Origin of the sequence: Rathayibacter sp. AY2B9 (genome assembly GCF_002931595.1) — a bacterium.
Classification (GTDB): domain Bacteria; phylum Actinomycetota; class Actinomycetes; order Actinomycetales; family Microbacteriaceae; genus Rathayibacter.
The window spans coordinates 106,840-120,715 of record NZ_PSUB01000002.1; the positions used below are offsets into that span (position 1 = coordinate 106,840).

The following is a 13,876-nucleotide window of genomic DNA, read 5'->3' on the forward strand; positions in this document are numbered from 1 at the left end:
CCTCGCGGAGGAGCACGGCGTCCCGGTGCCGAGGGCCCGGGCGGCCGTGGGACCGCCGGTAGCATCGTCGGGTGATCAGCACCGTCCACCGCATCGGCGACCTCCGCGAGCGGCTGCAGGAGGCGCGGCGGGCCGGTCGGCGCATCGCGCTCGTGCCGACGATGGGCGCCCTGCACGCCGGGCACCTCGCCCTCGTCGAGCGGGCGCGCGAGCTGGCCGACGTCGTCGTCGTGTCGGTGTTCGTGAATCCGCTGCAGTTCGGTCCGACCGAGGACCTGGACCGCTACCCGCGCGACCTCGAGGGCGACACCGCCCTGCTCGACGCGGCCGGGGCCGACCTCCTCTTCGCTCCGGGAGTCGCCGAGATGTACCCCGACGGGCCGTCCTCCACGAGGGTCGTCGCGGGGGAGGTCGGCGGCCTCTACGAGGGGCGCGCGCGGCCGGGCCACTTCGACGGGATGCTCACCGTCGTCGCCAAGCTCCTGAGCATCGCCCAGCCGGACGTCGCGGTCTTCGGGCAGAAGGACGCGCAGCAGCTGTTCCTCGTGCGCCGCATGGTCCGCGACCTCGACCTGCCCGTGGAGATCGAGGGCGTCGGCATCGTGCGGGAGGAGGACGGGCTCGCCCGCTCCAGCCGCAACCGCTACCTCGACGAGGAGCAGCGCCGCGCGGGCCTCGTGCTGCCGCGCCTCCTCGCGGCCGCCGCGGAAGCCGCGGACCGCGGTGCCGCCGCGGCGATCGAGGCCGCCGAGGCCGTCGCGCACGCCGAGCCGCTCGTTAAGCTGGACTATCTCGTCGTCGTGGATCCCGCGACGCTCCTCCCGGTCGACGCCGACCACCGCGGCCCGGCACTCGTTCTCGTCGCCGCGATCGTCGGCACCACCCGCCTCCTCGACAACGCCCCGATCCTGCTCGCCTGATCGCGGCCGTCCGCCCCGAACCGAAAGCACCGCGACCCCTCATGGCCGACACCCCCGACGTCCCCGAGTCCACGACCCCCGCCTCCGAGCAGGCCGCCTCCGAGCAGGCCGACTCCGAGCAGGCCGCCGCCGAGCGGGCCGCGCAGCAGGAGGCCTCCGAGCAGAAGGCCGTCCGCCTCGCCAAGCGCGAGCGCCTGCTCGAGCTCGCGGGCGACGACCTCGGCGCCGGCGCCTACCCCGTCGCGGTCGGAGTCACCGACACCATCGCGGCCGTCCGGGCGCGCCACGAGGGCATCGAGCCGGACGTGAAGACCGGCGAGCGCGTCGGCCTCGCGGGCCGCGTGGTGTTCCAGCGCAACACGGGCAAGCTCTGCTTCGCGACCCTGCAGGCCGGCGACGGCGAGCGGATCCAGGCCATGGTCTCGCTCGGCGACGTGGGCGAGGAGTCGCTCGCGGCGTGGAAGGAGCTCGTCGACCTGGGCGACCACCTCTTCGTCGAGGGCGAGGTCGTCTCGAGCAAGCGCGGCGAGCTGAGCGTGTGGGTGTCGGAGTGGACGATCGCCGCGAAGGCGATCCTGCCGCTGCCGAACCTGCACAACGAGCTCGGCGACGAGACCCGGATGCGCCAGCGCTACCTCGACCTGATCGTGCGCCCCCAGGCCCGCGAGACGGTCGTCACCCGCGCCCGCGTGAACGCCTCCCTCCGCGACACCTTCGCCTCGCGCGAGTTCCTCGAGGTCGAGACCCCGATGCTGCAGGTGATGCACGGCGGCGCCTCCGCCCGCCCCTTCGCCACGCACTCGAACGCGTTCGACACCGAGCTGTACCTGCGCATCGCGCCCGAGCTCTACCTCAAGCGGGCGGTCGTCGGCGGCATCGACCGGGTCTTCGAGATCAACCGCAACTTCCGCAACGAGGGCGCCGACTCCACCCACTCGCCCGAGTTCGCGATGCTCGAGGCCTACCAGGCGTACGGCGACTACAACTCGATCGCCGACCTCACCCAGGAGCTGATCCAGAACGCGGCGCAGGCCGTCGCGGGCTCGCACGTGGTCACCTGGGCCGACGGCACCGAGTTCGACCTCGGCGGCCGGTGGGACCGCATCTCGATGTACGAGAGCCTGTCGCTCGCGGCCGGCATCGCGATCACGCCGGAGACGGAGCTCGCCGAGCTCGAGACCCTCGCCGCGCGCGAGGGCGTCGAGGTGCACGTCCCCACGCACGGCAAGTACGTCGAGGAGCTGTGGGAGCACTTCGTGAAGGGCGGCCTGACGCGTCCGACCTTCGTGATGGACTTCCCCGTCGACACCTCGCCGCTCGTGCGCGCGCACCGCAGCATCCCGGGCGTCGTCGAGAAGTGGGACCTCTACGTCCGCGGCTTCGAGCTGGCCACCGGCTACTCCGAGCTGATCGACCCGGTCGTGCAGCGCGAGCGCTTCGTCGAGCAGGCCCGCCAGGCCGCCGCCGGCGACGACGAGGCGATGCGCCTGGACGAGGACTTCCTCCGCGCCCTCGAGCACGGCATGCCCCCCACCGGCGGCATGGGCATGGGCATCGACCGCCTCCTGATGGCGATCACCGGCCTCGGGATCCGCGAGACGATCCTCTTCCCGCTCGTCAAGTAGGGTCGCAGGAGCCGAGGGGGAGACATGGTCAGGGCATCGAGCATCGTCGCGGCCGTCGCGGCGGGCGTCCTCACGATCGCGCAGTTCGGAGTGGGGACCGCGGTCGCCGCGAGCGTCCTCACCTCCTCCGGCGACGTCGGCACCGCGCTGGCCGACCGGCGGGCGGCCGAGGCGTTCACGCCCGACCCCACGATCGCCGGCTTCGCGGAGCGGACCGCCATGTCGGACCGCGGCCGCGCCCTCTACTACGCGTCGAGCCCGTCGGTCGAGCCGACCGCCGGCTTCAACGACCTCTGCGGCTACGGCGCCTCCGACGACATCGTCCTCGGCTGCTACACCGGCACCAGCATCTACATCTCGGACGTCGCCAATCCCGACCTCGACGGGATCCGCGACGTCACGGCGGCCCACGAGATGCTGCACGCCGCCTGGGTGCGGCTCGACGCGGAGGAGCAGGCCGAGCTCGGCGACGAGCTCGAGGCCGCGTACGAGACCCTCCCGCAGGACGGCACGATCGCCGAGCGCCTCGAGCTGTACCGCACCGGCGGCCTCGGCGAGCGCGTCAACGAGCTGCACTCGATCCTGGGGACCGAGGTGGCCGACCTGCCACCGGCGCTCGAGGCGCACTACGCCGAGTTCTTCGACGACCGCTCGGTCGTCGTGGGCCTGAACGCCCGCTACGAGGCGGTCTTCACCGATCTCGAGAACCGCATCGAGGACCTGGTCTCCCGGATCGAGACGATGTACGCCGACCTCACGGCGCGGATCGATGCGAACAACGCCGAGTACGACGCGCTCAACGTCGAGATCGACGACTTCAACTCGCGCGCCGACAGCGGCGACTTCGGATCGACGGCCGAGTTCGAGACGGAGCGCGCCGATCTGCTCGCTCGCAGCCAGGCCGTCGACGCCACCCGCGCCGCCATCGACGCGGACATCGCCGTGTACGACGGCCTGCGCTCGGAGCTGGAAGGCCTCAACTCCGATGCCGCGGCGCTGAACAAGTCGGTCGAGAGCCAGTAGCGCCCAGCGCCCGCGAAGGCCGCTGGGCGCACGGGCCTCCGGGCTCACGGCTCCCGCGCCGGTGCCGCGGGTAGGATCGCCGCATGGACTGGGAGCTGTGGAACCAGGGGCTGTGGGCCCTCGTGCCGACGATCACGGTCGGAGCCATCTTCTGGTTCGTGATGCGCGCCCTCATCCGCTCGGACCGCAACGAGCGCCGAGCGTACGACCGCATCGAGGCCCGCGAGCGCGAGCGCCGCGGCCTGCCTCCCCGCGACGCCTCCTGACCACCGCCGCCGCGCGGGTGCCTCCCGCGCCCGCTGAGCGGCTCCGCACGACGAACGAGGAGGCGCGGTGCCCGCACCCGACTGGGCCGTGATCCTCCCGATCGCGGCTGTCGTCGTCGAGCTCGTGGTCCGCGTGATCGCCGTCATCGTCGTGCCGCGGAACCGCCGTCCGACCACCGGCCTCGCCTGGCTGATGGCGATCTTCCTCATCCCGTACGTCGGCATCCTGCTGTTCCTCTTCATCGGGAGCTACCGGCTGCCGCGCAAGCGCCGCCGGAAGCAGCAGGAGATCAACCGGTTCATCCTGGAGTCGACCGACGGCATCGACCGCGTCGCCCGGGAGCACCCGTGGCCGCAGTGGCTGGAGTCGGTGGTCACCCTCAACCGCAACCTCGGCGCGATGCCGCTGGTCGGCGGGAACGACGCGCGCCTCCAGGGCGACTACGAGCAGACCATCCGCGCGATGGCCGCCGAGATCGACCGCGCCCGCCGGTACGTGCACTGCGAGTTCTACATCCTCGCCGCCGACTCGACCACCGCGCCCTTCTTCGACGCGCTCGACCGCGCGGTGGCGCGCGGGGTGCGGGTGCGGATCCTCCTCGACCACATCGCGTCGATCCGCGTGCCCGGCTACTACAGCGGCACCCATCGCCGGCTGCGTGCCCTCGAGCGGGCGGGCGCCTCGTGGTCGTACATGCTCCCTGTGCGGCCGTGGCGCGGCCAGTACCAGCGGCCGGACCTGCGCAACCACCGCAAGCTGCTGATCGTCGACGGCAACGCGGCCTTCATGGGCTCGCAGAACGTCGTCGACTCCAGCTACAACAAGCGCGGCAACATCCGTCGCGGCCTGCACTGGCACGACCTGATGGTGCGCCTCGAGGGGCCGGTGGTGCAGGGCATCAACGCCATCTTCATCACCGACTGGTACAGCGAGACCGACGAGCTGCTCCTGCGGGAGTCGGAGCCGATGGAGGCGCTGCAGCAGCGCGACACGATCGACTGCCAGGTGGTGCCGAGCGGCCCGGGGTTCGAGGGCGAGAACAACTTGCGGCTGTTCCTGACGCTGCTCTACTCGGCGCAGAAGTCGATCATCATCACCAGCCCGTACTTCGTGCCCGACGAGGCGATGCTCTACGCGATCACGACGGCGACCCGGCGGGGCGTGCACGTGGAGCTCTTCGTCTCCGAGATCGGCGACCAGGCCGTGGTCTACCACGCCCAGCGCTCGTACTACGAGACGCTGCTGACCGCGGGCGTGCGCATCTGGATGTACCGCAAGCCGACCATCCTGCACGCGAAGCACTTCACGATCGACGACGACGTCGCCGTGATCGGCTCGAGCAACATGGACATGCGCTCCTTCACGCTCAACCTCGAGGTCTCGCTGATGGTGCGCGGCTCGGAGTTCGTCGAGGACCTGCGCCAGGTGCAGCAGGACTACCGCGAGCACTCCCGCGAGCTGACCCTCCGCGAGTGGCGGCAGCAGCCGCTCCGCTCGACCCTGCTCGACAACCTGGCGCGGCTCACTTCGGCACTGCAGTAGCGATCCGCGCCACCGCCCGACGGCGGAGGATGCGCGGCCCCGACTCGTCGCGCAAGTCCCTGTGCGGGCCGCCGCGCCCCGCGTAGCGTCGGAGCGTCCTCAGCACCATCCGGTTCCGCCTGCCCGGCGCCGGGTTCGAGAAGGGAACGGACATGACGGCATCCCGTACGACGCGCATCCTCATCCTCGGCGGCGGCTACGTCGGCCTGTACACGGCCTGGGGCCTCGAGAAGAGGCGGGGGGACGCGCCGATCGACGTCACCGTCGTCGAGCCGAACCCCTACATGACCTACCAGCCGCTGCTGCCCGAGGTCGCCGGCGGGCACGTCCAGCCGCGCCACGTCACGGTGCCGCTGGTCTCCGCGCTCAAGCGCACCCGCGTGATCCGCGGCGCGATCACCGGCGTGAGCCTCGCCGAGCGCAGCGCCACCGTCGCCGCGATGGACGGCTCCACCCGCACGATCGAGTTCGACCAGGTCGTCTTCGCGCTCGGAGCCGTCACCCGCACCTTCCCCACGCCGGGCCTCGCCGAGCACGGCATCGGCTTCAAGACGGTGGAGGAGGCGGCGCACCTGCGCGACCGCGTCATCGAGAACATCGCGAAGGCGGCGCTCACCACCGATCCCGCCGAGCGCCGGCGCCTGCTCACCTTCGTCTTCGTCGGCGGCGGCTACACCGGCGTCGAGGCGCTGAGCGAGTTGCTCGACCTCAGCCGCAAGACTCTCGCCGCACAGCCCTCCCTCTCGATGGGCGACGTCACCTGGCACCTCGTCGAGGCGCTGGACCGGGTCGCCCCCGAGGTCGGTCCCGAGCTCTCGAAGTGGACGCTCGACCACCTCCGCTCGCGCGGCGTGCACGTGCACCTGAAGACGACGATGCCCTCCTGCGAGGACGGCGTCGTGGAGCTCTCCTCGGGCGAGCGCATCCCGACGGCCACGATCGTGTGGACCGCCGGCGTGAAGCCGAACCCGATCCTCGACGCGACCGACGCGCCCCGCGGGCCGAAGGGCCACGTCATGGCGGATGCGCGCCTGCGGGTCATCCGCGAGGACGGCGAGCCGGTGGGCGGCGCCTGGGCGGCCGGCGACGGCGCGCAGGTGCCGGACCTCACCAGCGAGAAGCAGCCCGCGTACTACCCGCCGAACGCGCAGAACGCGGTCCGGCAGGCCAAGCTCCTGGCGCGCAACATCATCGCCGACCTCACCGGAGGCACCGTGGAGGAGTACCGCCACGCCTCCGTCGGGACCGTCGCCGAGTACGGCATCGGCAAGGGCGCCGGCCTGATCAAGGGCGTGAAGCTGCGCGGCCTCCCCGCCTGGCTCGCGCACCGCGCCTACCACGGAGCGGCGATGCCGACCCTGGACCGCAAGTGGCGGATCATCACGGGCTGGCTCGTCGACGCCGTCACTCCGCGCGACCTCTCGCCGATGAGCGCGCTGCAGGATCCGCGCCGCGCCTTCCGCGAGACGGCCGAGGCCACCGATCGCGAGGCCGCTGCGAAGGCCGCCGCGAAGAAGGAGTCGGACGCGTCCTGACGCGCCGGTGAGAGCGCGGGAGTCGCGGTGGTCGAGCGGGATCATCGCGACTTCCGCGCTCCCGCGTCGGCGGCCCCGCCTCGGAGCGCCTCGGCCTGACGGTCTCGGCTCAGGCCCGGCGGCGCGGCTTCAGGCGCACGGTCGGCAGCACGGGCGCGGGGAGCGCGCGTCCGCCGTACCCGTCGACGGTGCCGAACGGTCCCGCGGGATCCGCCCCGGCGATCACGTCGGACTGCCAGCGCGCGCGGGCGGCCGCCACGTCGTCGTGGCTGCGGCCGACGAAGTTCCACCACATCACCAGCTCCTCGGCGAACGGCTCGCCGCCGAGCAGCACCACGCGGGCGCCCGCGTCCCCGGCGGTCAGCATCAGGTGCGAGCGGCCGGGCGCCAAGTAGGCGAGGTCCGAGCGCGGGACGTCCGCGCCCTCGACCGCCACCGGGCCGGCGTCGACGAGCACGCCGTACTCCCACGACTCCTCGACCGGCAGCTCGACCCGGGCACCCGGCTCGAGGTCGATCTGAGCGGCGACCAGCGGAGTGAAGGTGCTCGCGGGCACCGACGCGCCCAGCATCCCTCCGACGAAGACGCGCACCAGCGCGCCGGGCAGCTCCACGGGCACGCCGCGGTGGTGCTCGAAGAACGGATCGACGAGCCGCGCCTCCTCGGGCAGCGCGACCCAGAGCTGCACCCCGTGCAGAACGGGCGCGCCCCCGGTCGAGACCTCCGAGTGCGAGATGCCGCGTCCGGCCGTCATCAGGTTGAGCTCGCCCGGGCGCACCACGGCGAGGCTGCCGACGCTGTCACGGTGCTCGATCTCGCCCTCGAAGAGCCAGCTCACGGTCTGCAGGCCGGTGTGCGGGTGCGGCGGGACGTCCATCCCGGCCTCCTCGCCGAGCCGCACCGGGCCGTAGTGGTCGGCGAAGCACCATGCGCCGATGGTCGAGCGCGAGCGCTGGGGGAGGGTGCGGCGCACCTCGATCGCACGCGGACCGCCGAGCGGGACGAGCCGTGCCTCCAGGATCTCGACCGCGCCGGGCTCGCGAGGGACCGGCTCCGCGGCGACGGGGAGCTCGTCGGGATGCTCCTCCAGGTTGCTCATGCGGGAAGTGTATGCCTTCGCATGGACCGGTGGACGGGACCGCCGCCCGCACCCCTCCCGGATCGCGTGCACGCCCAGGGCGAACAGGCCTGCTCACCGGGGGGAGCGCTGGTTACAGTCGACGTATCGGAGCCCACCCCTGCGGGTTCTGTAGGGAGTGACAGCATGTTCGAGAGATTCACCGATCGCGCGCGGCGCGTCGTCGTCCTGGCCCAGGAAGAGGCCAAGATGCTCAATCACAACTACATCGGCACGGAGCACATCCTGCTCGGCCTGATCCACGAGGGCGAGGGAGTGGCCGCGAAGGCGCTCGAGTCCCTCGGGATCTCGCTCGACGCTGTGCGCGAGCAGGTGCAGGACATCATCGGCCAGGGGCAGCAGCAGCCGACCGGCCACATCCCCTTCACGCCTCGGGCGAAGAAGGTCCTCGAGCTGTCCCTGCGCGAAGCGCTGCAGCTCGGCCACAACTACATCGGGACCGAGCACATCCTGCTCGGCCTCATCCGCGAGGGCGAGGGCGTCGCCGCTCAGGTGCTGGTCAAGCTCGGTGCCGACCTGAACCGCGTGCGCCAGCAGGTCATCCAGCTGCTCTCGGGCTACCAGGGCAAGGAGCAGGTCGCCGTGGGCGGTGAGCAGCAGCAGCCTCAGGGGGGATCGCAGATCCTCGACCAGTTCGGACGCAACCTCACCCAGGCGGCGCGCGACAACAAGCTCGACCCGGTCATCGGGCGCGAGAAGGAGATCGAGCGGGTCATGCAGATCCTCTCCCGCCGCTCCAAGAACAACCCCGTCCTGATCGGCGAGCCCGGCGTCGGCAAGACCGCCGTCGTCGAGGGCCTCGCCCAGGCGATCGTGCGCGGCGACGTGCCCGAGACGCTGAAGGACAAGCAGCTCTACACGCTCGACCTCGGCTCGCTCATCGCCGGATCCCGCTACCGCGGTGACTTCGAGGAGCGCCTCAAGAAGGTCACGAAGGAGATCCGCACCCGCGGCGACATCATCACCTTCATCGACGAGATCCACACCCTCGTCGGCGCAGGGGCCGCTGAGGGCGCGATCGACGCCGCCTCGATCCTCAAGCCGCTGCTCGCCCGCGGCGAGCTGCAGACCATCGGCGCGACCACGCTCGACGAGTACCGCAAGCACTTCGAGAAGGACGCCGCTCTCGAGCGCCGCTTCCAGCCGATCCAGGTCGCGGAGCCGTCGCTGCCCCACACGATCAACATCCTCAAGGGCCTGCGCGACCGCTACGAGGCGCACCACAAGGTGTCCATCACCGACGGCGCGATCGTCTCGGCGGCCAACCTGGCCGACCGCTACATCAGCGACCGCTTCCTCCCCGACAAGGCGATCGACCTGATCGACGAGGCCGGCGCACGCCTGCGCCTCTCGATCCTCTCGGCGCCGCCGGAGCTGCGCGACTTCGACGACCGCATCGCCGTGGTCCGCTCCGCCAAGGAGGCCGCGATCGAGGACCAGGACTTCGAGAAGGCCGCGTCGCTCCGCGACGAGGAGAAGCAGCTGCTCGGTGAGCGCCTGCGCCTCGAGAAGCAGTGGAAGTCGGGCGACGTCAAGGCCACCGGCGTGGTCGACGAGGGCCTGATCGCCGAGGTCCTCGCCCAGGCGACGGGCATCCCGGTCTTCAAGCTCACCGAGGAGGAGTCCTCGCGGCTCGTCTTCATGGAGAAGGCCCTGCACCAGCGCGTCATCGGCCAGGAGGAGGCCATCGCGGCACTCTCGCGGACGATCCGCCGCACCCGCGCGGGCCTCAAGGACCCCAAGCGCCCCTCGGGCTCGTTCATCTTCGCCGGCCCCACGGGCGTCGGGAAGACCGAGCTGGCCAAGGCGCTCGCCGAGTTCCTCTTCGACGACGAGAACGCGATGATCTCGCTCGACATGTCGGAGTACGGCGAGAAGCACACCGTCTCGCGGCTGTTCGGCGCCCCTCCCGGGTTCGTCGGCTTCGAGGAGGGCGGCCAGCTCACCGAGAAGGTGCGCCGCAAGCCGTTCAGCGTGGTCCTCTTCGACGAGATCGAGAAGGCGCACCCGGACATCTTCAACTCGCTCCTCCAGATCCTGGAGGAGGGTCGACTGACCGACGGCCAGGGCCGTGTCGTCGACTTCAAGAACACCGTCATCATCATGACCACCAACCTCGGTGCTCGTGACATCGCCGGTGGTCCCGTCGGGTTCCAGATCGAGGGCGACAACGCCACCGGCTACGACCGCATGCGCGGCAAGGTCAACGAGGAGCTCAAGAAGCACTTCAAGCCCGAGTTCCTCAACCGCGTGGACGACGTCATCGTCTTCCCGCAGCTGTCGAAGCCCGAGCTGCTCCAGATCGTCGACCTCTTCATCAAGCGCCTGGGCGACCGTCTGCTCGACCGTGACATGACGGTGGAGCTGACGCAGCCGGCCAAGGAGCGCCTGATCGAGGTCGGGTTCGACCCGGCCCTCGGTGCGCGCCCCCTGCGCCGCGCGATCCAGCGCGAGATCGAGGACCAGCTGTCCGAGCGGATCCTGCACGGCGAGCTCGGCGCCGGAGACCACATCCACGTGGACTTCGCCGACAACAAGTTCGTCTTCACCACGACCCCGCGTCTGATCTCGATCAGCGCCGGCGCGTCCACCGGAGCAGCCACGGCCGGCCCGGCGACGCCCGACCTGATGTCGTAGCAGGCTGCCGAACGACCCCGTGCCCGTCCCCTCTCGCGAGGGGGCGGGCACGTCGTCGTCCGGGGGTGGGCGCCTGCTCGCAGGATCCCGCGCCCGGTGCGGCCTAGGCTTGTCGAATGGCCGATTGGAAGTACCCGGTGCGCCGCGCGCGCACGAGCGATGTCCCCTTCATCCAGGAGCTCAGCGAGCCGCTCGTGAACGAGCGCATCCTCCTGGGCAAGGACCGCGTGGTGCTCTACGGCGCCGTGCAGGAGTTCCGCATCGCCGAGGACGGCCACGGGACGGCGATCGGCTGCGGTGCGCTGCATGTGATGTGGGACGACATCGCGGAGGTGCGCACCCTCGCGGTCGCGCAGGACTGGCTCGGGAGGGGTGTGGGCCACCACATCCTGGAGCGCCTCGAGAACGACGCGCGCGAGCTCGGCCTGAAGCGCCTGTTCTGCCTCACCTTCGAGGTCGACTTCTTCGCCCGCCACGGCTTCGAGCCGATCGGCGAGAAGGTCGTCGACCCCGAGGTCTACGCCGAGCTGCTCCGCTCTCCCGACGAGGGAGTCGCCGAGTTCCTCGACCTCGCCCGGGTGAAGCCGAACACGCTCGGCAACACCCGCATGCTGAAGACGCTCTGACCGCCGCCACGTCGTAGCCTGTCCCGGTGACTCCGCCGCCCCGCCGCCTGCCCTCCCGGGTCTACCGGCGACGCCGCGCCGGAGTGCTGCTCGCGCTGGTCGTCATCGTCGCGGGCCTGGCGGTGGTGCTGTCGCTGCTCCCGCGGATGACCGGCTCCGACGCCGCGTCGAGCCCCACGCCGACCGTCGTGCTGCCGACGCTCTACCCGACCACCTCGCCCGGTGCGACGCCCGGCGCCGCACCCGCCTGCACGGCCGACTCCGTCGCCGTCACCGCGGTCACGGACGCCACGAGCTACGCGCCCGGCGAGGATCCGCAGCTCTCGCTCTCGCTGGCCAACATCTCGAGCACCGACTGCGTGATCGACGCGGGCACGAGCAAGCAGGTCTTCACGATCACGAGCGGCTCCGAGCAGATCTGGACCTCCACGGACTGCCAGACCGGCGCGGCCGATCTGCCGGTGCTCCTCCAGGCGGGCCGCTCGGTGATGGGCAGCGCGCTGACGTGGGACCGCACCCGCTCCTCCGCCGACACCTGCTCCGGCGGACGCGAGGCGGTCGAGGCGGGCGGCGCCGCCTACAACCTGTCGGTATCGGTCTCCGGCATCCCCTCGGGCTCGCCCACGCAGTTCCTGCTCCAGTAGTCCGCCCGGGGGACGTGCCGGGCGAGCGTCGGCGCGTAGCATCGCAGGCATGTGGGGGCTGCTCGGCACGATCCTGTCCGCCTCGACCGGCCGGGCGGGGGTGGTCGCGCGGCGCGCGGCGGCCGTCGCCCTCGCGGTCCCGCTGCTGGTCGGCGGAGCGGCGGCGCAGGCCGTGGCGGCTCCGCACCCTGTCGCGGCTCCGCAGCCCGTCGCGGGTGTCGTGCGCGCGGACGTGGACGGCTTCCGGTTCTCGGAGTACTCGGCCGACTTCCGTCTCGACCGCGACGAGGAGGGCCGCTCGACGCTGACCACTGTCGAGACCTTCGTCGCCGAGTTCCCGCCGTCGCAGAACCGCGGCATGCAGCGCGCGATCCCGCTCGACTACGAGGGGCACCCGACCGACGTCGACCTGGTGTCCGTCACCGACGGCGACGGGGAGGCGCGGCCGGTCGACACCGAGCGCGAGGACGGCTTCCTCCTGGTCACCAGCGCGGCGGACGAGTTCGTCAGCGGCAGCCAGACCTACGTCTTCACCTACACGCAGCACAACACGACCCTGCCTGGATCCGGCACGCGCAGCGGCGAGGACGAGTTCTACTGGGACGTCAACGGCACGGGCTGGCGCCAGTCCTTCGACCGCTACGACGTGCGCGTCGAGCTCGCCGGGTCGCTGGCCTCCGCCGCGACGGGGACCGTCAGCTGCTACCGGGGACCGGAGGGCTCGACGACGCCCTGTCCGATCGGCCGCGACGGCGCGGTCGTCACGGCATCGGGGGAGTCGCTGGCTCCGGGGGAGAACGTGACCGTGGCGATCGGCTTCGCTCCCGGGACCTTCACGCCGCGCGACGACCGCTACCTCGCCTCCGGCTGGTCCTGGGTGCAGCTGGGCGGCCTCGCTGCGGTCCTGATCGGCCTCGCGCTCGCCGTGCACCGCCGCCGGACCGTGCTCCGCGACGCTCCCGGCCGCCCGACCGTCGTCGCCGAGTACGACCCGCCCGCGGAGGGGCTGTTCCTCTCCGCCGCGCTGCTGCGGAAGACGTCGAAGGCCCCCGCGGCCGGACTCCTGGACGCCGCCGTCCGCGGTCTCGTGCGCATCGAGGAGACGGGGGAGGGGCGGAAGCAGGAGTACGCCGTGCGGGTGCTCGACCCTGCGACGACGCCGACGCGACGCGCGGGACGCCCGCGGCCCCTCGCCTCCGACGACCGCGAGTTCCTCGACATCGCCCTCGGCCGGGCGCCGGGGACGGTGCGTGAGCTCTCGGGCAAGGACAAGGAGTTCGGCAAGGCCGTCGGACAGTTCCAGACTGCGCTGGGCAACAGGGTGACCGAGGCGGGACTGAAGAAGGCCGGGACGATCGGCGGCAGCGTGCTCGTGATCGTCCCGCTGCTGCTGGGTGTCATGGCCGCCTTCCTGGGCGCGATCCTCCTGATGACCGGCTCCTTCGGCGGAGCGCTCCCGCTCGTGCTGATGCTCGTCGCGATCGTCGCGGCCGTCGTCGGGACGATCCTGGTCTCGAGGGTGCCGCTGACGGCCGCGGGCGCGGAGCTGCGCGACCATCTGCGCGGGCTCGAGCTGTACATCCGCCTGGCCGAGGCCGACCGGATCGCGATGCTGCAGTCGCCCCGCGGGGCGGACCGGCGCGCGGTCGGACCGGTCGAGGTGGTCGAGGTGACGGAGCGCCTGCTGCCGTGGGCCGTGCTCTTCGGTCTCGAGAAGGAGTGGTCGGCGGAGCTCGCGTCGGCCTACGAGCGCACCGGCGAGGAGCCGGTCTGGTACTCCGGACCGAACGGCTTCCACGCGGCGGCCTTCGCCGGCAGCGTGTCCTCGTTCTCGTCGTCGTAGAGGTCGTGCACGGTCCGCGTCATGCCCCGGACCCGGGTCACGATGCGCCCCAGCCGCGGGACGACGGAGTCGAGGG

General features: G+C 71.7%; 11 protein-coding genes. 10 read left to right on the top strand and 1 reads right to left on the bottom strand.

The features are described 5' to 3' along the window. The first annotated feature begins 71 nt into the window (after nt 1–71). The 6 genes from panC (at nt 72) to C5C25_RS03180 (ending at nt 6,912) form a co-directional block, all read left to right on the top strand. Entirely contained in the window at nt 72–920 is an 849-nt protein-coding gene (gene panC / locus C5C25_RS03155; protein ID WP_104249705.1) for a pantoate--beta-alanine ligase, read from the top strand. Nucleotides 921–961: 41 nt separating this feature from the next. Beyond that, nucleotides 962–2,545 carry a lysine--tRNA ligase gene (gene lysS, locus C5C25_RS03160; RefSeq protein ID WP_104249706.1) on the top strand — a complete coding sequence of 528 codons (1,584 nt, stop codon included), beginning with the start codon at nt 962–964 and terminating at the stop codon, nt 2,543–2,545. A gap of 24 nt (nt 2,546–2,569) precedes the next feature. Then, nucleotides 2,570–3,568 carry a hypothetical protein gene (locus C5C25_RS03165; protein WP_104249707.1) on the top strand — a complete coding sequence of 333 codons (999 nt, stop codon included), beginning with the start codon at nt 2,570–2,572 and terminating at the stop codon, nt 3,566–3,568. Nucleotides 3,569–3,651: 83 nt separating this feature from the next. Further along, nucleotides 3,652–3,834, top strand: coding sequence for a hypothetical protein (locus tag C5C25_RS03170; RefSeq protein WP_104224094.1), 183 nt, complete (start codon nt 3,652–3,654; stop codon nt 3,832–3,834). Nucleotides 3,835–3,901: 67 nt separating this feature from the next. Further along, the gene (cls, locus tag C5C25_RS03175) at nt 3,902–5,377 is read left to right on the top strand and encodes a cardiolipin synthase (protein ID WP_104224093.1); all 1,476 of its coding nucleotides are present in this window, start codon (nt 3,902–3,904) and stop codon (nt 5,375–5,377) included. Nucleotides 5,378–5,529: 152 nt separating this feature from the next. Beyond that, a complete protein-coding gene (locus tag C5C25_RS03180) occupies nt 5,530–6,912 on the top strand; it encodes an NAD(P)/FAD-dependent oxidoreductase (protein WP_104249708.1) in 1,383 nt (460 codons plus the stop codon). Nucleotides 6,913–7,021: 109 nt separating this feature from the next. Here C5C25_RS03180 and C5C25_RS03185 read toward each other — a convergent pair whose 3' ends face one another. Further along, nucleotides 7,022–8,011: a pirin family protein gene (locus C5C25_RS03185; RefSeq protein ID WP_104249709.1), complete on the bottom strand. Its 990-nt coding sequence runs from the start codon at nt 8,009–8,011 to the stop codon at nt 7,022–7,024. Between the two features lie 165 nt (nt 8,012–8,176). Here C5C25_RS03185 and C5C25_RS03190 point away from each other — a divergent pair, with 165 nt between their 5' ends. The 4 genes from C5C25_RS03190 (at nt 8,177) to C5C25_RS03205 (ending at nt 13,800) form a co-directional block, all read left to right on the top strand. Further along, nucleotides 8,177–10,687, top strand: coding sequence for an ATP-dependent Clp protease ATP-binding subunit (locus C5C25_RS03190; protein ID WP_104224090.1), 2,511 nt, complete (start codon nt 8,177–8,179; stop codon nt 10,685–10,687). Between the two features lie 116 nt (nt 10,688–10,803). Then, complete coding sequence (locus C5C25_RS03195) at nt 10,804–11,313, top strand: amino-acid N-acetyltransferase (protein ID WP_104224089.1); 510 nt, start codon at nt 10,804–10,806, stop codon at nt 11,311–11,313. Nucleotides 11,314–11,339: 26 nt separating this feature from the next. Then, the gene (locus tag C5C25_RS03200) at nt 11,340–11,957 is read left to right on the top strand and encodes a hypothetical protein (RefSeq protein ID WP_104249710.1); all 618 of its coding nucleotides are present in this window, start codon (nt 11,340–11,342) and stop codon (nt 11,955–11,957) included. A gap of 49 nt (nt 11,958–12,006) precedes the next feature. Then, nucleotides 12,007–13,800, top strand: a complete 1,794-nt coding sequence (locus C5C25_RS03205) for a DUF2207 domain-containing protein (protein WP_104249711.1) — start codon at nt 12,007–12,009, stop codon at nt 13,798–13,800. The last annotated feature ends 76 nt before the right edge of the window (nt 13,801–13,876 follow it).